This is a genomic window from Falsigemmobacter faecalis (assembly GCF_003863335.1).
GTDB lineage: Bacteria > Pseudomonadota > Alphaproteobacteria > Rhodobacterales > Rhodobacteraceae > Wagnerdoeblera > Wagnerdoeblera faecalis.
This window is the reverse complement of the sequence record NZ_RRAZ01000005.1, coordinates 1-18,191: the sequence shown is the minus strand read 5'-3', so window position 1 is coordinate 18,191 and position 18,191 is coordinate 1. Positions and strand designations below refer to the sequence as shown.

The window sequence follows — 18,191 nt, the reverse complement described above, 5'->3', positions numbered from 1 at the left end:
CGCGCCGGAGGACCAGCCATGACCAGCCATTACCCCCTGCTCTCGCAGCCGATCACCCTCAGCGGCGTGCCTTTGCGCAACCGCGTGCTGATGGGATCCATGCACACCGGGCTTGAAGAAACCGGCGACTGGAACCGCGTGGCGGAGTTCTATGCCACCCGCGCGCGCGGTGGCGTGGGTCTGATGGTCACGGGCGGTATGGCCCCGAACCGCGAAGGCGGGGTCTTTCCCGGCGCGGCGGGACTTTTTACCGGGGACGACATCGCCAACCACCGCATCGTCACCGACCGCGTCCATGCCGCAGGCGGCCGCATCGCCATGCAGATCCTGCATGCGGGCCGCTATGCCTATGGCAAGGGCTGCGTTTCGGCCTCAGCGGTGAAATCCCCGATCTCGCCCTTCACCCCGGTTGAGCTTGATGCCGAGGGGATTGAAAAGCAGATCGCTGACATCGTCACCGCCGCCACCCGCGCCCAGGAAGCAGGTTATGACGGCGTTGAGGTCATGGGATCCGAGGGCTATTTCCTCAATCAGTTCATCGTGCAGCACACCAACCGCAGAACCGACGACTGGGGCGGTGCCTATGAAAACCGCATCCGCCTGCCGGTCGAGGTGGTGCGCCGCGTGCGCGAAGCGGTGGGCCCGGACTTCATCGTCATCTACCGGATCTCGCTGATCGATCTGGTGCCCAATGGCTCCACCTGGCCTGAGGTGGTGCAGCTTGCCAAGGCCATCGAGGCGGCGGGGGCCTCGGTGCTGAACACCGGCATCGGCTGGCATGAGGCGCGGGTGCCGACCATCGCCACCTCGGTGCCGCGCCGCGCCTTCGCCTGGCTGACCGCGCGGCTGCGGCCCGAGGTTTCAATCCCGGTCATCGCCTCCAACCGCATCAATACCCCCGATGTGGCCGAAACCATCCTCGCAGAGGGTGAGGCCGATATGATCTCCATGGCGCGCCCCTTCCTCGCAGACCCCGATTTCGTCGCCAAAGCCCAAAGCGGACGGGCTGCGGAAATTGCCCCCTGCATCGGCTGCAATCAGGCCTGCCTTGATCACACCTTCTCCGGGCGGCTCACCTCCTGCCTCGTGAACCCCCGCGCCTGCCATGAAACCGAACTGAGCTATCCCCCCGCCCCCACGCCCAAACGCATCGCCGTGGTGGGCGCAGGCCCCGCAGGGCTGACCGCCGCCATCACCGCCGCCGGGCGCGGCCACCAGGTGACCCTCTTTGAGCGCGGCGCATATATCGGCGGACAGCTGAACCTCGCCCGGAAAATCCCCGGCAAAGAAGAGTTCAGCGGCCTTGTCGACTGGTTCGCCACCATGCTCACCGCCTCCGGTGTCGATCTGCAGCTCAATACCGAAGCCCGCCCCGATCTGCTGGCGGATTTCGAGGAGATCCTCATCGCCACCGGCATCACCCCGCGCGATCCCGGCATCCCGACAGAGGCCGGTGCCACTGTCCTTGGCTACGCAGAGCTGCTGAACGGCGCCCCGGCAGGCGGGCGGGTGGTCATCGCAGGCGCCGGCGGCATCGGCTTTGATGTGGCGGAATATCTCACCCATCAGGGCGAAAGCCCCAGCCTCAATATTAACCTCTGGAATGAGGAATGGGGCGTCGGCGATCCCGCTCTGACCGCGGGCGGCCTTGCACCCGAAGGCCCGCAGCCGCAGCCCCCCGCCCGTCAGGTCACGCTGGTGCAGCGCAAGGCCGAGAAACCCGGCCGCCACCTTGGCAAAACCACCGGCTGGATCCACCGCGCAACCCTCGCCATGAAGGGCGTCACCATGCGCGGCGGCATGAGCTACAGCCGCATCACGCCGGAAGGTCTGGAAGTGATCACCCGCGACGGCCCGGAACTGCTGCCCGCCGATACGGTGGTGCTCTGCACCGGCCAGGAGCCGCTGCGCCGGCTTGCCGATCAGCTGATCGCCGAAGGCCGCAGCCCCCATATCATCGGCGGCGCCGATGTGGCGGGGGAACTCGACGCCAAACGCGCCATCGACCAGGCCGCCCGCCTCGCCGCAACCCTCTGAGGGGGCAGACAGGAGATCGGGGTGGGATCGGGAGGGGCGCTGCCCCTCCCGACGGGGTGCGGGGCAGCGCCCCGCCGGCCCCGCCCGGCTTTATTGCAGCTGAGCCAGCATGCGCCCCAGCACCCGGCCGCCCGCGATATGCACATGCAGATGCGGCACCTCCTGCACCCCGGCCTCACCGCCGTTCGACAGCATCCGGTAGCCCAGGCCCCCCTGATCGGGGCAAAGGCCCAGCTCTTCGCAGACCCGGCCGATCGCGCGGGTGTAATCCACAATCTCCGCATCCGAGGCCGCCCGCGCGAAGTGATCCGCGTTCACATAAGCCCCCTTCGGGATCACCAGAACATGCACCGGCGCCTGGGGCGCGATGTCATGAAACGCCAGGCTGTGCGCGGTCTCCAGCACCTTATTGCAGGGGATTTCACCGCGCAGAATGCGGGCAAAAATATTCGTAGTGTCATAGGCATAAGACGTCATCTGATCCTCCGCGATCAGTCTTTAAAAAGCGAGCCATCGCCGAGGATCTCCCGGGCCTGAGCCTCAGAGATGCCAAGGAAACGCGCAAGCGGCAAGAGGTTGGCCTCAGGCCCGGCGGATTGAGAGACCCGCTCATAGCCCGGAAGTCCGGCATCGCGCAGCCGGTCGGCCTCGAAGATCATATCGTGGCGCAGGGTGGGCAAAAGCCCCGCCAGCACCTCCGGCGGCGTATGCGCCCCCGCCAGCCCCACCCGCCGGGCGTGGCCACGCAGATACTCGTCGGAAAAATCGCAAAGGATATCGAGCAGCCGGATCTGGCTGCGGTCGGCATAAAAATCCCGCACCAGATCAAAACTCTCAGGGTCCAGACAGATCATCATCCGGTCCGAGGAAAAGCTTTCCGACAAAAGCTTCACCAGCGCGCGGCGGTGCCGCATCCGCTTGTCCGGCGTCGATTGAATCCCCCCCAGATCCGGCAATGAGCAGCCGTCTTCGTTAAAGAGATATTCGACCCCGTCGATCCCGGCCATGGACCGCGCCCGCGCGACCAGCCGCTTGGCGATATGCCATTTCTTGCACACAACGATCAAAAGCACCCGGTCCCGCCCGAGACTGGTGCCCGCCTCCCAGGCGCGGGGGGCATAGCGCCGCCCCAGCCGTCCGCGTCCGGCCTGGAAGAGATAGAGCCTGCGCCCCTCTCCCGAGACCGGAAACTCCATCCCGGTCGCCGTATAAAGACTGCCCAGCTGCGCCTTCAGCCGGTCCGCATCGGGTGAGAGCTTGCGGGCAAAAAGATAATCCTGCGCCAGCAGCAGATCATAGTGATCATCATAAAAGGTCACCGGCATGCCGTAATCGGTGAACATCAAAAAGGTCAGCGTGCGCGAGCGAATCTCTGACCCCGGCACCAGATGGCGCACAAGGGTTTGAAAAAACGTCTCATCCGGGATCCAGGTTGTGCGGAAAAACCGCGTCACATCCGGGCGGGCAGAGACAAACTTCAGAAGTTTCTCCACCGTCAGACGGCGCAGACACCACCACTGGCTGCCAATCATAATCTGCAGATCTTCCGGAATCTTCCGCGCCAGCCCCAGTTTCTTTTGCCACTCCAGCCAGCGGTAAAACCAGGTCTTGCGACCGCGTTCATTGAACCAGTGCCGATAGATCAGCCGCTCTTCGCGAATGCCGGTCTTGATCCAGTCTGAGGCGAAAAAGTCAAAGCTTTCAATGTAATCGGCGTCTTCACGGTCCAACAGATCATGGGCATATTCCGCCGATTTGATCGACATGCAGTCGCCCGAGAGCATGTAGAAATGCGTGGCCCGCGGAAAAGCGGGGACGGCGGCGTAAAGCGCCTCCAGCGTGGCCTCAACCAGGCTCCACTCACCCCAGCCGCATTTCACCCGACGGCGCGCAAAGACCACCGAAGGGTTACCCGCCAGCGCGCTGCGGATCGCCTCAAAATCCGCCTTTGACGCGCGCGCATCAAAGTGGATCGCCATAAAGTCCCCCGCCGCCGTCAGCCGTCGTGCCTGATCGATCACGCCCTCGGGGTCTTTGTGGCATAACAAAATATAAGCGATTTTAGCCATCTGCGGTTCTGATTGCCTTGTCCCTGCCACCTTCCTATCTAATGATGTGGCCTTAAGATTGAAAAGACTTTGTCAGCCTGCCGCACCGCTTCGGACTGGCACTGAGGCTTTGGGGCGGCACTGAGATTGAGGGCGATTGCATGGGGTTTCCGGGAACCTGGATGACGGAAAGCGGCAGCGTGATGTACCGCGTGGTGCCGAAATGCGCCTGCTCGACCATCGGGCAGATCATGTATTATTCCGATCATGGCCGCTTCTTTGACGGCGATATCCACGACAGCACCACGGGGCTGCATAAATGGGCCCAGGAGGGCAGCCAGCAGGCGATCACCGCCGCTGTGCAGGGCCATACCGCCCCCACTTTTACCTGTGTGCGCAACCCCTATGCGCGGATCCTGTCGAGCTTTTTCGACAAGATCTGCGGCATCCAGCGCAACGGGCGGCGGTACCGCGGCAATCTGGTGCCGCTGCTGATCCAGAAATACGGCATCGAGGTGGGCGGCGAGGACGGCAAACAGGAGTTTGACCAGATCGCCAGTTTCCGCCGTTTTCTGCTGTTTGCGCGCGACACCATTCGCTTTCGCAAACCCATGGAGCCGGATATTCACTGGTCCGCGATGTCCGGCCATATCTCGACTTTCATCGTGAATGGCGGCCGCTACGACCACATCTTCCCGACCGAGAGCTTCAATGAGGGCATGCAAAAGGTCCTCGACCGGATCGATTCTGCCCATGCCGTCGATCTCGCCACCATCCCGAAGTTCAACGAATCAGAGGGTCATGGGCCGAAACGCGCCCATCCGGTCAGCGCCTATTTCGATGATCTCTCGCGCCATCTGATGTGGGAAATCTACCGCAAGGATTTCCAGCTCTTCCGCTATGACTTTGACAACCCTGACAATAAATTCCCCAAAGGCCCGGTCGATCTGGATGAGGTTCACACACGCCTTGGCCCCCGCGCCGGTAAAGGCTGAGTTTCAAAGCCCCTTCCCCTTGCCAGACCGCCGCGCTAAGCCCTGCCCATGAGCACTCTGTCCGAGATTTACGCGGCCCGCGCCGCCGAAGGCACCCTGCGTCCTGACCCGGCGCAAAAGGCCGTTCTGCCTGCCCTTGAAGCCCTGCGCCGCTGGCTCGAAGAGAACCAGCCAAAGCCAAAGGGCCTGCTGGGCGGGCTCTTTCGCAAAGCCCCGCCGAGGCCCCCGAAGGGGCTTTACGTCTGGGGCGGCGTCGGGCGCGGGAAGTCCATGCTGATGGATCTCTTTGTCGAGAATACCGCCATCACCGCCAAGCGGCGCATCCATTTCCATGCGTTTATGCAGGAAATCCATCATGCCATGCATGAGGTGCGCAAAACCGGCGTCGAAGATGCGCTGTCGCCGGTCGCGGCCAAAGTCGCCGCCGATCTGCGGCTGCTGGCCTTTGATGAGATGCAGATCACCGATATCACCGATGCGATGATCGTGGGCCGGCTTTTCAAGCTGCTGACGGAAGCGGGGGTGGTCATTGTCACCACCTCAAACCGCATTCCGGAAGATCTGTATAAAAACGGGCTGAACCGGGCGCTTTTTGTGCCCTTCATCGCCTGGATCAACCAGAATTTTGACGTTCATCATCTGGAAAGCCCGAACGACTATCGTCAGCATCGTCTGGCGGGGGCGCAGGTCTATTTCTCGCCCGATGACGCCGCGGCACGCGGCGCTTTGCAAAGCTATTGGGATGATCTGACCGGCGGTGCGGCGGGTGAGCCCATGGTGCTGCAGGTCAATGGACGTGAGCTGACGCTCGACCGTGTGGCCAGCGGCGTGGCGTTTTCCTCTTTTGAGGCGCTGTGCAGACAGCCGCTTGGTCCGGGCGATTATCTCACCATTGCCGAAGCCGTGCGCGTGCTGATCCTGACCGGCATCCCGCGCCTTTCGCCCGCCAATAACAATGAGGCAAAGCGTTTCGTCACCCTGGTCGATGCGCTTTATGAGGCGAAGGTGCGCCTGATCGCATCTGCCGCCGAGATCCCGGAAAAGCTTTACGAAGAAGGCACCGGCGCTTTTGAGTTTGAGCGCACCGCCTCGCGCCTGCGCGAGATGCAGGATGCCGCCTGGGGTGCCGGGACGGAATAAAAGAAGCCGGGCTCTGCGCCCGGCTTTTTCTTATAGCCCGATCCAGGCCTGAACCTTTTCGCGGTCCCGCTCGATCTCTGCGCCAGAGCCGGTCCAGACCGTGCGGCCCTTTTCGATGATATGGTGCCGGTCGCCCAGCCGCTTGAGAACGCTGAGGTTTTTGTCGATCAAAAGGATCGACTGCCCCTCGGCTTTCAGCCGCCCGATCACGCCCCAGATCTCGGCGCGGATCACCGGGGCCAGACCCTCGGTCGCCTCATCGAGGATCAGAAGCTTCGGGTTGGTCATCAGCGCGCGGCCCACGGCCAGCATCTGCTGCTCACCGCCCGAAAGCGTGCCTGCCATCTGCCCCGCCCGCTCACCGAGCCGCGGAAAGAGGTCGCAGACCTTCTCAAAGGTCCAGGGCGCAGTGCGCTTCAGCCGGTTGGCGGCGGTGGCAATCAGGTTCTCGCGCACGGTCAGGGTCGGGAAAATCTGTCGCCCCTCGGGCACCAGACCCGCGCCCAGACGCGCGACCTTTTCCGGGGCCAGACCGCGGATGTTGTGGCCGCCAAATTCCAGCTGCCCGCCCTGGGGTTTCAACAGCCCCATGATGGCGCGGACCGTGGTGGTCTTGCCCATGCCGTTGCGGCCCAGAAGCGTCACCACCTCGCCCTCACGGATGGAAAGCGAGACATCATAAAGCACCTGGCTTGCGCCATAGGCGGCAGCGAGCGCGTCAACTTTCAGCACAGCTCATCCTCCTGGCCGAGATAGGCCTCGCGCACCTCCGGGTGGTTGCGGATCTCCTCAACACTGCCGGTGGCGATGATGCGCCCGTAAACCAGCACCGAAATGCGGCTGGCCAGGGCAAAGACCGCCTCCATATCATGCTCAACCAGCAGCATCGGCACCTCCTGCGCGATGCGTTTGAGAACCTGCACCATCTCCTGGCTTTCGCTGTGGCCAAGGCCCGCCATCGGCTCATCGAGCAGCAAAAACGCAGGCTTTCCGGCCAGCGCCACCAGCAGTTCAAGCTGCTTTTTCTCACCATGGCTGAGACCCGAAACCCGGATCCCGGCGCGGGTCGCAAGCCCGCTGCCCTGCAACAGGCTCCCGACCTCGGCCCAGACCTCTTTGCGCCCGCGCAGCCGGTCAAAGAGGCGGAAATTGCCGCCGCGCCGCGCCTGAACGGCAAGGGCGATATTCTCGGCCACGGTCATCTCCGTCAGCAGCGAGGTGATCTGAAAGGTCCGCCCAAGGCCGAGGCCCACCCGCTCGGGCACGCCCAGCCCTGTCACATCGCGGCCCATGATCCGCACCTCGCCCTCATCGGGGGCAAGCTCGCCGCACAGCTGGTTGATCAGCGTGGACTTGCCCGCGCCATTGGGGCCGATCAGCGCGTGGATCTCCCCGCGCTGCAGATCAAGGGTGACGTGATCGGTGGCCGTCAGACCGCCAAAGCGCTTCACCAGCCCCCGGACATCCAGAACTCTGTCGCTCATGGCCGTGCCCCTCCCGTCAGTCGTGCCCAAAGGCCCGCGACCAGCGCCACAAGGCCACCCTTCGTGCCAAGCACCACCGCCAGCAGAATAAGCCCCAGCCAGAACTGCCAGTATTCGGTCAGACCGCCGAGCCAGGTTTCAAGGATCAGATAGGCCGCCGCGCCAAGAAGTGGCCCGAAAAAGGTCCCCACCCCGCCCAGGATCACCATGGTCATCAGCGTGGCCGATTTGGTCCAATGCAGCATATCGGGGCTGGTAAAGCGCATCAGATTTGCCATCAGCGCCCCCGCAAGCCCCGCCCCCATGCCCGACAGGATAAAGGCGTAAAGCTTGTAGCGATACGGCGCGAGCCCCATGGCCGCCATCCGCCGCTCATTTTGCTTCATGCCCTTCAGCACCGCCCCGAAGGACGAGCCGATCACCCGCCAGAGCACCAGCATAAAGGCCAGCCAGAAGCCTAAGACCACATACCAGACCGTGGTGCGGTCCCGCAGGTTCAGCCCGAAAAACTCATTGGGGCGGCGGATGATGATGCCATCCTCGCCGCCATAAGCCTTCAGCGAGACGAAGAAGAAAAACAGCATCTGCGCAAAGGCCAGCGTAATCATGATGAACTGCACCCCCGAGGTGCGCAGCGACAAAGCCCCGATCAGCGCCGCCACCGCGCCGCCCAGCAGCATGGCCGCAGGCAGCGTCACCAGCAGGTGGTTTGAGCCCGGGATCAGCCCCAGAAAGGGATCACCGCCGTTATGGGCGTAAAGGATCCCCACCGCATAGCCGCCCATCCCGAAGAAGGCCGCATGGCCAAGGCTGATCATTCCGCCATAGCCCAGCACCAGGTTCAGCGAGGCCGCCGCGATCGAATAGACCAGAATGCGCGAGGCCAGCGACAGCGCCGAAGACGATCCGAAGGTCTCCATCAGCCAGGGCATGGCCAGCAGAACCGCCAGCCCCAGGGCCAGCCCGAGTGTTTTTCGTTTCTCCACGCTTACCGCCCCGCCACAAAGAGGCCTTTGGGGCGGATCAGCAGAACCAGCGCCATCAGCAGATAAATTCCCATCGAGGCAATGCCGATGCCCAAAGCATCCGCCTCAGAGGCGGGCATCACCTGGCGCAGCAGCCCCGGCAGAAAGGCCCTGAGCATGGTATCCACCACACCCAGCAGGATCCCCGCCCAGAAGGCCCCGCGGATCGAGCCGACACCGCCCACCACCACAACCACAAAGGTCGCCAGCAGCACCTGCTCTCCCATGCCGACCTGCACCGCAGAAATCGGCCCCGAGAGATAGCCCGCCAGCCCCGCCAGCAGCGCGCCCAGACCAAAGACCACCGTATAAAGAAGCCGGATATCCACGCCGAGCGCGCGAACCATCTCGCGATTGGTGGCCCCCGCGCGCACCAGCATCCCGATGCGGGTGCGGTTGATCAGCCAGTAAAGCCCAAGCGCCACCAGCAGTCCCGCCGCGATAATCACCAGCCGATAGGGCGGGTAGATCAGCCCGGGCAGCAGCTCAATCGGGCTCGCGAGCGCTGCGGGGATATTGGCCGGCACCGGCTGGCGGCCGATGAAATACGTGACACCCTGATTGGCAATCAGCAAAAGTGCAAAGGTGGCCAGAACCTGATCGAGGTGATCGCGGGCGTAAAGTCTGCGGATAACCACCGCCTCGACCACCAGACCGGCCACACCGGCCGCGACAATGGCCACCGGAATGCCAATCCAGAAGTTTCCCGCCTGAGCCGCCGCCAGAGTGCCGGCATAGGCCCCGACCATGAACAGCGAGCCATGGGCGAGGTTAATCACCCCCATAATGCCGAAAATCAGCGTAAGGCCCGCTGCCATTAAAAACAGCATCACGCCATATTGCAGCCCGTTCAAAAGCTGCTCAAGGATCAGGATCATCAAAACCGCCGTTCAGCTTCGGGGTCAGCCGCAGGGCCGCGACAGAAGGGGCGGGGCCAGGAAGGCCCCGCCGCAAAGACTTACATCTTGCAGTCAGCGGCGTGGACGTCGCCCACCATCTCGCGGATCATGCCCTGGCTTTTGCCGACCGGCTTGCCGTCTGCGCCCATGACCACTTCGGTCAGATACCAGTTCTGCACCGGATGCTGGTTGGCCCCGAATTTGAACGCACCCCGGGTAGAGGCGAAATCCGCCGCGCGCAGCGCTTCGCGGAACTCATCCGCCTTCTCCGGGCTGCCGGCTTTGGCCAGACCCGAGCCGATCAGCAGTGCCGAATCATAGGCTTCCTGCGCGTAATAGGTGATCGGACGATCCGGATATTTCGCTTTCCAGGACGAGACGAATTCTTTCGAAGCCTCGTTGTCGAAATCGATTTCCCAATGGGTCGAGCCTTTGATGCCGACCGCGCCCTCACCCACAGCCTGCAGGATCACGCCATCAATCGAAGGCTCCGAGACCACCATCGGCACCTGGCCCAGCAGACCCGACTGCTGATACTGTTTCAGGAAGGTCAGACCCAGACCACCGGGATGGAACTGAAACACCACTTCCGGATTGGCGGCGCGGATGCGGGCCATCTCAGAGGCGAAATCGGTCTGATCGAGCTGGGTATAGATCTCTTCGACCTCGCCGCCGAACATGCGGCTGAAGCCTGCGATGGCGTCTTTACCGGCCTGATAGTTCGGCGCCAGCGCCACGGCCTTTTTATAGCCCAGCGATTTCGCGGCCACGCCGGTCGCTTCATGCAGGCTGTCGTTCTGCCAGGAGACCACGAAATAATTCTCGTGGCACTCTTTGCCGGCAAGGTTCGACGGGGCGGCATTCGAGGAAATATAGAAGGCGCCATTGTCGACAACATCGGGCACCACAGCGCCGGAGACATTGGAGAAGATGATGCCAGTCAGGACTTTGATGCCCTCATCCGAGACCATCTTTTCAGCGATCTGACGCCCGGTGCCGGGGTTCAGCGCGTCATCTTCAACGACCAGCTGCACCTCAACACCGCCGAGCTTGCCACCCTCACGGTCGACGGCCAGCTGCATCGCATCGCGCACCTGCTCGCCAATATAGCCCGCGGGCCCCGAAAGCGTGGTGATCACACCGATCTTCACCGGCTCCGCCATCGCCGGGAGCGTCGTCAAAGCCAGCATGCTGGCAGCGCAAAGCAGTTTTCTCATCAGCCTCTCCCTGTTTCTGTTCCCGCGGGTGTCTCACCCGGGCGCGCCGGTTTTCCGGTCAGGAAAACTTTAGCGAGCGTCTTAATCATTTCAACCTTAAAATAAATTAAAGCGACCTGGGGGATGCAGGAAAGCCCGCGACCTCCCGGTGCGGGCTTTTCCAATTTTGGCGGGGGATTGCTGCAAGGTCAATGCCCTGCCCAAATCTACCCATATTTCTCAGATGGTTAACCTGCCTCGGGCCGCATGTCATAGGTCACCCAAGGGGTGGCCGTGGCCAGGCTGTCATAAAGGCGGCGCGCGGTGACATTCTCTGCCGCCGTGATCCAGCGGATCACCGACCAGCCCTCTGCGGCCGCAATCTGCGCCAGTTCCAGCAGCAACGCCCGACCAACACCGCCGCCCCGCAGCTCAGGATCGACAAACAGATCGTCGAGATAGCCCCCCGTGCTGGCCGCCAGAGGCCGCAGGAAGGGGCGGAAATGCGCAAAGCCCACCAGCTGCCCGTCCAGGTCCGCCACCCGCGCCTGCTGCCCTGCCCGCCCCTCAGCGATCCAGGACCAGACACGGTCGCGCATCTCTTCTGTCTGATTTACCTGATAAAAATCGGCATAGCCCTGATAGAGCCGCCCCCAGGCCTGCCGGTCACCCTCCCCCGGAGGGCGAATCACCAATGCCATGCCTCAGGACCCCCGATAGGTCGAATAGGCATAGGGCGAGAGCAGCAGCGGCACATGGTAATGCGCCTGCGGATCTGCCATGCCAAAACGAATCGGCACCTCATCGACGAACAGCGGAGCTTCAGCCGCCTGTCCGGTGGCGCGCAGATAATCGCCCGCCCGGAACAAAAGCTCATATTGCCCGGTGCGGAAGGCCTCTGCGGGCAGAATGTGGCTGTCGGTGCGCCCGTCCGAATTGGTCACCAGCGTCACCAGCTCTTCGCGCCCCCCGCCCTCCAGGCGATAAAGCGTGATGCTCAATCCCTCCGCCGGGCAGCCCCGCGCGGTATCAAGCACATGGGTGGTCAGCCATCCCGCCATCAGACATCCTTTCACAACTGCCCGGTTCCACAGCACTCTGCCGGAAGTCCGGGCAAAGCGCGATTCGCTCGTCACCATAAGTCTTTTCGGAATTTCTTGAAAACATCTCCCGGGTTTTCAGGGTAAATTCGCCTTCGCAGATGGCAAGGAGAGCGAGATGCAGCGTTACCCCCGTGACTTCACCGGCTATGGCCCCACCCCCCCGGCAGCAGACTGGCCGGGCGGCGCCCGCGTCGCCATCAGCCTGGTGCTGAACTACGAAGAGGGTGGCGAGAACAACATCCTGCATGGCGACGGCCAGTCCGAGGCCTTCCTCTCCGATATCGCAGGCGCCGCGCAATGGCCGGGCCAGCGCCACTGGAATATGGAATCGATCTATGACTATGGCGCCCGTGCGGGCTTCTGGCGTCTGCACCGCCTGTTCACCGCCCGCAATCTTCCGGTGACGATCTATGGCGTGGCCACCGCTCTGGCCCGCGCCCCCGAACAGCTTGCCGCCATGCAAAGCGCAGGCTGGGATATCGCCAGCCACGGCCTCAAATGGGTCGAGCATAAAGACATGCCCGAGGAGGAAGAGCGCCGCCAGATCCGCGAAGCCGTGCGCCTGCACACCGAGGTCACCGGCGCGCGCCCGCGCGGCTGGTATACCGGCCGCTGCTCGATGAACACCGTGCGCCTGACCGCCGAAGAGGGTTTCGACTGGATCTCCGACACCTATGACGACGATCTGCCCTATTGGATCGAAGCCGGAGCCCGCGACCAGCTGGTCATCCCCTATACCCTCGAAGCCAATGACATGCGCTTTGCGACCGCACCCGGCTATATTGAGGGCGAGCAGTTCTTCCAATACCTCAAGGACAGCTTCGACGTGCTCCACGCCGAAGGCGGCCGGATGTTCTCCATCGGGCTGCACTGCCGCCTGATCGGCCGCCCCGGCAAAATCGCGGGCCTCATCCGCTTCCTCGATTATGCCGAAGCCAAAGGCGGCGCCTGGTTCGCCACCCGCACGCAGATCGCCGAACACTGGGCCGCCAAACACCCGGCCCGGCGCCGCGAGCGCCCCTCACAGATGCCGCGCGAGGCTTTTGTGGCCAAATTCGGCGGCATCTTTGAGCACAGCCCCTGGATCGCCGAACGCGCCTTTGAAATGGAGATGGGCCCGGCGCATGACAGCGCCACGGGCGTCCATTCCCTCCTCGCCCGCGCCTTCCGCTCGGCCTCGCCGGAAGAGCGCCTCGGCGTGCTGCGCGCCCATCCCGATCTCGCCGGAAAACTCGCCCTGGCCAAACGCCTCACGGCCGAATCCACCGCCGAACAGGCCAGCGCCGCCCTCGACGCCCTCACCGACGACGAGCGCGCCACCTTTGAGCAGCTGAACGCGGCCTATGTCGCCCGCCATGGCTTTCCCTTCATCCTCGCCGTGCGCGATCACTCCAAAACCTCGATCCTCGGCGCCTTCCGCGCCCGGACCGCCAATGACAGCACCACGGAATTCGCCGAGGCCTGCAAACAGGTCGAACGCATCGCCGAACTGCGCCTGAAGGATCTGTTGAAATGAGCGGCTATTTCTTTCCCACCGGGGGCCTTCCCCCGCAGACCGCGCTGATGACCCAGCGCGCCGTCTTCACCGAAGCCTATGCCTTCATCCCGAAGGGCTGCTTTTCAGACATCGTCACCAGCTACCTCCCCGGCTGGACCGCCACCCGGCTCTGGATGATCGCCCGACCGATGTCCGGCTTTGCCGAAACCTTCTCGCAATATGTCATGGAGGTCAGCCCCGGCGGCGGCTCCGACACCCCCGACAATGACCCCGGCGCTCAATCCTGGCTCTTCGTCACGGCGGGTGCGGCCACCCTCACCCTCAACGGCCAGACCCACAGCCTCACCGCAGGCTCCTACGCCTATCTCGCCCCAGGTGCCCCCTGGTCGCTGAAAGCCACCGGCGAGACCCCGGCCCGCTTCCACTGGCTGCGCAAAATCTGGGAACCCGCCGCCGGCATCAGCACACCCGAAAGCTTCGTCACCCGCGAGCAGGACGTCGCCGTCCGCTGGATGCCCGACACCCAGGAGCGCTGGGGCACCACCCGCTTCGTCGAGCCGGACGACCTGCGCCACGACGCCCATGTCAATCTCGTCACCTTCCGGCCCGGCGGCCTCATCCCCTTTGAAGAAACCCACGTCATGGAGCACGGCCTTTACGTGCTCGAAGGCAAGGCCGTCTACAAACTCAACAAGGACTGGATCGAGGTAGAGGCCGGCGACTTCATGTGGCTGCGCGCCTATTGCCCCCAGGCCTGCTACGCCGCAGGGCCCGAACCCTTCCGCTACCTCCTCTACAAAGACGTCAACCGCCACGCCAAACTGCGCGGCCCCGGCGCCTTCGGCCCCGCGCGCTGAGCGCTTTGGCTTTTTAAAAATACTCCCGGGGGTCCGGGGGCAGGCAGCCCCCGGCCTCACCACCCAGAACAAAGGCCGCCCATGACAGACCGCCGGATCACCCCTGAGCCCCTGACCGCCGAAGCCTTCGCCCCCTGGGGCGAGCTGCTGGAGGCCACGGGCGAGTTCCGCCTCATCAATGAGGGCTGGTGCCAGCGCCACAATGACCGCGCCAAACTCGACTTCGGCCCCGAGGGCCGCGCCGGCATCTCGGTCTTCAGCGCCCGCCCGCGCAGCCTGCCCTATGAGTTCCGCCTCATCGAGCGCCACCCCGAGGGCAGTCAGGCCTTCATCCCGATGAGCGAACACGGCTTTCTCATCATCGTCTCCGACGGGCCTGAGGCAAAGCCGCGCGCGTTCCTCTCTGCCCCCGGTCAGGCGATCAATTTTCACCGCGGCACCTGGCATGGCGTGCTGACCCCGCTGCAGGCCCCCGGCCTCTTCGCCGTGGTCGACCGCATCGGGCCGACGCCGAACCTTGAAGAATTCACCTATGACCAGCCCTTCACGGTGATCGCCCCCGAGAGCTGACCCTGACTGCCCCCGGAGCTGTGGCCGGGCGCGGTCACGGGCTCCGGCCGATAAAAAACCGCGCCCGAGGGAGAGAGACCGATGACCCGCAGCATCCACCCGGTGGACGAAATTCTGCCGCCCCCAAGACTATTCGCGCTCGGCTTTCAGCATGTTCTGGTGATGTATGCAGGCGCGGTGGCCGTGCCGCTGATCGTCGGCCGCGCGCTGCAGCTTTCGCCCGAAGATGTGGCCTTTCTGATCTCCGCCGATCTCTTCGTCTGCGGCATCGCCACGCTGATCCAGGCGCTTGGCGCGGGCCCCTGGTTTGGCATCAAACTCCCGGTGATGATGGGCGTCACTTTTGCCGCCGTGGGCCCCATGGTCGCCATCGCCCAGACCAGCCCCGGACATGAGGGGGCGCGGGCGATCTTCGGCGCCATCATCGGCGCAGGCATCATCGGCATCTTCATCGCGCCGCTGATCTCGCGGCTGCTGCGCTTTTTCCCGCCCGTGGTCACCGGCACCATCATCCTCGTCATCGGCGTCAGCCTGATGCGGGTCGGCATCAACTGGATCTTCGGCACCCCCGTCGGCCCCACCGCACCGCAGATCGTCGACCCGGCCCATGCCGACTGGCTGAAATCCGCCACCGAGGCCGCCGCCGCCGCGGGCCTTCCCGCCCCGCCTGCGGGCGTGCGCCTGGCGCCGAGCCTCGACAACCCGGCCTATGCCACCCCGGGGGCCATGATGGTCTCTGCCGTGGTGCTGGTCTCGATCCTTCTGATCGCCAAATTCGGCCGGGGCTTTATCGCCAATATCTCGGTGCTCCTTGGCATCCTGATCGGCATCGCCGTGGCTGTGGCCAGCGGGCAGATGGGCTTTGACAAAGTCGCCCATGCCGATTGGGTCGGGATCGTGCTGCCCTTCCACTTCGGCATCCCCACCTTCGATCCGATCCTGATCCTGACCATGACCCTGGTGATGATCGTGGTGATGATCGAATCGACCGGCATGTTCCTCGCGCTCAGCGATATGACCGAGCGCCCGCTCAACCGCGCGAGCCTGTCGGCCGGGCTGCGCACCGACGGGCTGGGCACGCTGATCGGCGGGATCTTCAACACCTTCCCCTATACCTCCTTCAGCCAGAACGTCGGCCTTGTGGGCGTAACCGGGATCCGGTCCCGCTGGGTCTGTGTGGCGGGCGGCGTCATTCTGATCGTGCTCGGCCTTTTGCCGAAAGTGGCGGCCCTCGTCGAATCCATCCCGACCATGGTGCTGGGCGGTGCGGGCATTGTGATGTTCGGCATGGTGGCCGCGACCGGGGTGCGCATTCTGGCGGGGGTGAATTTCGCCACCAACCGCGCGAACCTCTTTATCATCGCGGTCTCGCTCGGGATGGGGATGATCCCGCTGATCGCGCCGAAATATCTGATCTGGCTGCCCCATGATCTGCACCCGCTGATCGAGAGCGGCATTCTGCTGGCCTCCATCTCGGCGGTGGGTCTGAACGCCTTCTTCAACGGTGCCAAAGGCTCGGAAGAAGAGGCCCGCGCGGCGGCCATGCAGGCCGACCACTGAGGCAAGGTCCCCCCGGACACTGAGACTGACACTGACCGCAGAAAGGCCCCGGCAAACGCCGGGGCCTTTTTTGAACCGGGCGCAGGCCAGAGGTCTGATCCGCCCGCCGCTGCACTGCGATTTATGCGTATCCTTGCGGACAGGGCCCTGATTTTGCAAATAGGCTTAAGGCATTGCCTTATGTCATCTTCTACACATTCTCCCTCAATCGAGATTTTCACGGCCGATGAAGTGGCCGGCGTCGTCATTGGAGCGATGAGGACAAGCTGCGGATTGTCGAAGAGAGTTATCGGGGCGTGCGGCAAGGGTCGGCCACGGCACGTCGTTACGGTATTTCACGCTCTCTTTTGTCGATCTGGCGGCGGGAACTGCGACAGGGTTCTGACAGCGCAGTAAGCGACAGGCCAACTTTTACGCCACTGATGCTGGAGGCCGGTGTTGCGGCATCCGGCATAGGGTCGGCTGAGAGATCAGCAGCGGATCGGATCGACCTCTTTCTGAGCAACGGACGGCGGATCAGCTTCTCGGCCGGGTTGGCGCCGGAGGTTCTGACTGTCCTTCTTTGCGTGGCAGATCCGCTATGATTGCCTTGCCTGCGGGGGGCAAAGTCTGGATCGCGGGCGGTGTCACCGATATGCGCTGCGGTATGAACACTCTGGCGCTCAAGGTGCAGCAGGGTTTGGGTCGTGATCCGCATGGTGGCGAGATCTTCTGCTTCCGCGGCCGCAAAGGCGATCTGATCAAGATCCTCTGGCATGACGGCGTTGGCATGTCGCTTTATCTGAAGCGGCTGGAGGCGGGCAAGTTCATCTGGCCCGTCAGTCAGAGCGGAGCCGCCGTGCCTGTCTCAAGTGCACAGCCCGGCTATCTTCCGGAAGGGATCGACTGGCGCAATCCGCGGTGGACACAGCGGCCGGCATCGGCAGGATAATTGCTCTATTATCCTTGTTTTGTTGGATTTTATGGCTCTGATGGGGTAGCTTTCTTCCCTGCCTGAGACCGCGCCCGATATCGCTTCCCTCATCGCCGCCCTTAGCGCGGCCGAGGCGCGCGCCTCCGGGCCGGAGGCTGACCTGCAAGCCACGTGTGCGGCTTTGAGCCAGGCCCAGGCGGTCGCCTCTGCCGCCGATGAGATGATCAAACACCTGCGCCTGCAGATCGCCAAATTGCGCCGCGAGCAATATGGCCACAGCGCCGAGCGCCATGCCCGCCTGATTGAGCCGCTTGAACTGCAGCCTGAAGATCGGGAAGCCGGTCAGGGCGCAGGCCGTTCCCGGTCCATCTGCCGCGCGAGCGCGTGCTGGTCGAGGCGCCGACCTCCTGCATCTGCTGCGGCTCGGGGCGCATCGTGAAGATGGGCGAAGACATCACCGAGACGCTGGAAGTCGTCCCGCGCCAGTGGAGGGTCATCCAGACGGTGCGCGAGAAATTCACCCGGCCCGTGACTGCGAGCGGATCAGCCAGCCGCCCGCCCCTTTCCACCCGACACCACGGGGCTGGGCAGGGCCGAATTTCCTGGCGATGGTGTTGTTTGAGATCGAGCCATGGGAACGCCACTGGTCCGAGAGACCATGGCGAGGGGCCGGCACCAGCCGCTCCACAGGCAGGCGGAGCGTTATGCAAAGGAAGGTGTCGGGGTCAGCCTCCCGACATTGGCCGATCAGGTTGGCACCTGTGCGGTGGCATTGCAGCCCCTCCCCGACCTGATCCGTGCCCATGTGCTGGCGGCCGGGAGATTGCATGGAGACGATACAAGCGTGCCGCTGATGGCCAAAGGTG

General features: G+C 63.7%; 20 protein-coding genes. 11 read left to right on the top strand and 9 right to left on the bottom strand.

The window, feature by feature from the left end; genetic code table 11:
• Window positions 1-18 precede the first annotated feature (18 nt).
• Entirely contained in the window at window positions 19-2,037 is a 2,019-nt protein-coding gene (locus tag EG244_RS04295; protein ID WP_124963781.1) for an oxidoreductase, read from the top strand.
• A 90-nt stretch (window positions 2,038-2,127) separates the two neighbouring features.
• On the opposite strand, the gene EG244_RS04290 is transcribed toward EG244_RS04295, so the two are convergent.
• Together EG244_RS04290 and EG244_RS04285 are read right to left on the bottom strand one after the other, a co-directional pair.
• Window positions 2,128-2,514, bottom strand: coding sequence for an HIT domain-containing protein (locus tag EG244_RS04290; RefSeq protein ID WP_124963780.1), 387 nt, complete (start codon window positions 2,512-2,514; stop codon window positions 2,128-2,130).
• A 14-nt stretch (window positions 2,515-2,528) separates the two neighbouring features.
• On the bottom strand, window positions 2,529-4,106 hold the full coding sequence (locus EG244_RS04285) for a DUF5928 domain-containing protein (protein ID WP_124963779.1): 1,578 nt from the start codon (window positions 4,104-4,106) through the stop codon (window positions 2,529-2,531).
• 140 nt (window positions 4,107-4,246) lie between these two features.
• On the opposite strand from EG244_RS04285, the gene EG244_RS04280 reads away from it, so the two are divergent.
• Both EG244_RS04280 and zapE read left to right on the top strand, forming a co-directional pair.
• Window positions 4,247-5,080, top strand: coding sequence for a sulfotransferase family protein (locus EG244_RS04280; RefSeq protein WP_124963778.1), 834 nt, complete (start codon window positions 4,247-4,249; stop codon window positions 5,078-5,080).
• 48 nt (window positions 5,081-5,128) lie between these two features.
• Window positions 5,129-6,220, top strand: a complete 1,092-nt coding sequence (gene zapE / locus EG244_RS04275; RefSeq protein WP_124963777.1) for a cell division protein ZapE — start codon at window positions 5,129-5,131, stop codon at window positions 6,218-6,220.
• A gap of 30 nt (window positions 6,221-6,250) precedes the next feature.
• Here zapE and EG244_RS04270 read toward each other — a convergent pair whose 3' ends face one another.
• The 7 genes from EG244_RS04270 to uraH form a co-directional block, all read right to left on the bottom strand.
• The gene (locus tag EG244_RS04270; protein ID WP_124963776.1) at window positions 6,251-6,952 is read right to left on the bottom strand and encodes an ABC transporter ATP-binding protein; all 702 of its coding nucleotides are present in this window, start codon (window positions 6,950-6,952) and stop codon (window positions 6,251-6,253) included.
• The gene (locus EG244_RS04265) at window positions 6,946-7,704 is read right to left on the bottom strand and encodes an ABC transporter ATP-binding protein (protein WP_124963775.1); all 759 of its coding nucleotides are present in this window, start codon (window positions 7,702-7,704) and stop codon (window positions 6,946-6,948) included. The genes EG244_RS04270 and EG244_RS04265 overlap by 7 nt, the downstream gene beginning before the upstream one ends.
• A complete protein-coding gene (locus EG244_RS04260; protein ID WP_233588911.1) occupies window positions 7,701-8,690 on the bottom strand; it encodes a branched-chain amino acid ABC transporter permease in 990 nt (329 codons plus the stop codon). Before EG244_RS04260 ends, EG244_RS04265 begins: the two co-directional genes overlap by 4 nt.
• Before the next feature lie 2 nt (window positions 8,691-8,692).
• Window positions 8,693-9,607: a branched-chain amino acid ABC transporter permease gene (locus tag EG244_RS04255; RefSeq protein WP_124963774.1), complete on the bottom strand. Its 915-nt coding sequence runs from the start codon at window positions 9,605-9,607 to the stop codon at window positions 8,693-8,695.
• Between the two features lie 80 nt (window positions 9,608-9,687).
• Window positions 9,688-10,845, bottom strand: coding sequence for an ABC transporter substrate-binding protein (locus EG244_RS04250; protein WP_124963773.1), 1,158 nt, complete (start codon window positions 10,843-10,845; stop codon window positions 9,688-9,690).
• 227 nt (window positions 10,846-11,072) lie between these two features.
• Window positions 11,073-11,525 carry a GNAT family N-acetyltransferase gene (locus tag EG244_RS04245; protein WP_124963772.1) on the bottom strand — a complete coding sequence of 151 codons (453 nt, stop codon included), beginning with the start codon at window positions 11,523-11,525 and terminating at the stop codon, window positions 11,073-11,075.
• A 3-nt stretch (window positions 11,526-11,528) separates the two neighbouring features.
• Window positions 11,529-11,885, bottom strand: a complete 357-nt coding sequence (gene uraH / locus EG244_RS04240; RefSeq protein WP_124963771.1) for a hydroxyisourate hydrolase — start codon at window positions 11,883-11,885, stop codon at window positions 11,529-11,531.
• Window positions 11,886-12,042: 157 nt separating this feature from the next.
• Here uraH and puuE point away from each other — a divergent pair, with 157 nt between their 5' ends.
• The 8 genes from puuE to EG244_RS21415 form a co-directional block, all read left to right on the top strand.
• Window positions 12,043-13,443: an allantoinase PuuE gene (gene puuE / locus EG244_RS04235; protein WP_124963770.1), complete on the top strand. Its 1,401-nt coding sequence runs from the start codon at window positions 12,043-12,045 to the stop codon at window positions 13,441-13,443.
• A complete protein-coding gene (locus tag EG244_RS04230; RefSeq protein ID WP_124963769.1) occupies window positions 13,440-14,282 on the top strand; it encodes a bifunctional allantoicase/(S)-ureidoglycine aminohydrolase in 843 nt (280 codons plus the stop codon). Before puuE ends, EG244_RS04230 begins: the two co-directional genes overlap by 4 nt.
• Window positions 14,283-14,363: 81 nt before the next feature.
• Window positions 14,364-14,852, top strand: a complete 489-nt coding sequence (locus EG244_RS04225) for an ureidoglycolate lyase (protein ID WP_124963768.1) — start codon at window positions 14,364-14,366, stop codon at window positions 14,850-14,852.
• A gap of 81 nt (window positions 14,853-14,933) precedes the next feature.
• The gene (locus EG244_RS04220) at window positions 14,934-16,412 is read left to right on the top strand and encodes a nucleobase:cation symporter-2 family protein (protein ID WP_124963767.1); all 1,479 of its coding nucleotides are present in this window, start codon (window positions 14,934-14,936) and stop codon (window positions 16,410-16,412) included.
• A 296-nt stretch (window positions 16,413-16,708) separates the two neighbouring features.
• On the top strand, window positions 16,709-16,996 hold the full coding sequence (locus tag EG244_RS21425) for a hypothetical protein (protein ID WP_407644028.1): 288 nt from the start codon (window positions 16,709-16,711) through the stop codon (window positions 16,994-16,996).
• Window positions 16,993-17,343: an IS66 family insertion sequence element accessory protein TnpB gene (tnpB, locus tag EG244_RS04210; protein ID WP_124963766.1), complete on the top strand. Its 351-nt coding sequence runs from the start codon at window positions 16,993-16,995 to the stop codon at window positions 17,341-17,343. Before EG244_RS21425 ends, tnpB begins: the two co-directional genes overlap by 4 nt.
• Before the next feature lie 202 nt (window positions 17,344-17,545).
• A complete protein-coding gene (locus EG244_RS21420) occupies window positions 17,546-17,764 on the top strand; it encodes an IS66 family transposase (RefSeq protein WP_407644030.1) in 219 nt (72 codons plus the stop codon).
• 192 nt (window positions 17,765-17,956) lie between these two features.
• Window positions 17,957-18,191: IS66 family transposase (locus EG244_RS21415; protein ID WP_407644027.1), on the top strand; the 235-nt coding region annotated here is incomplete at its 3' end.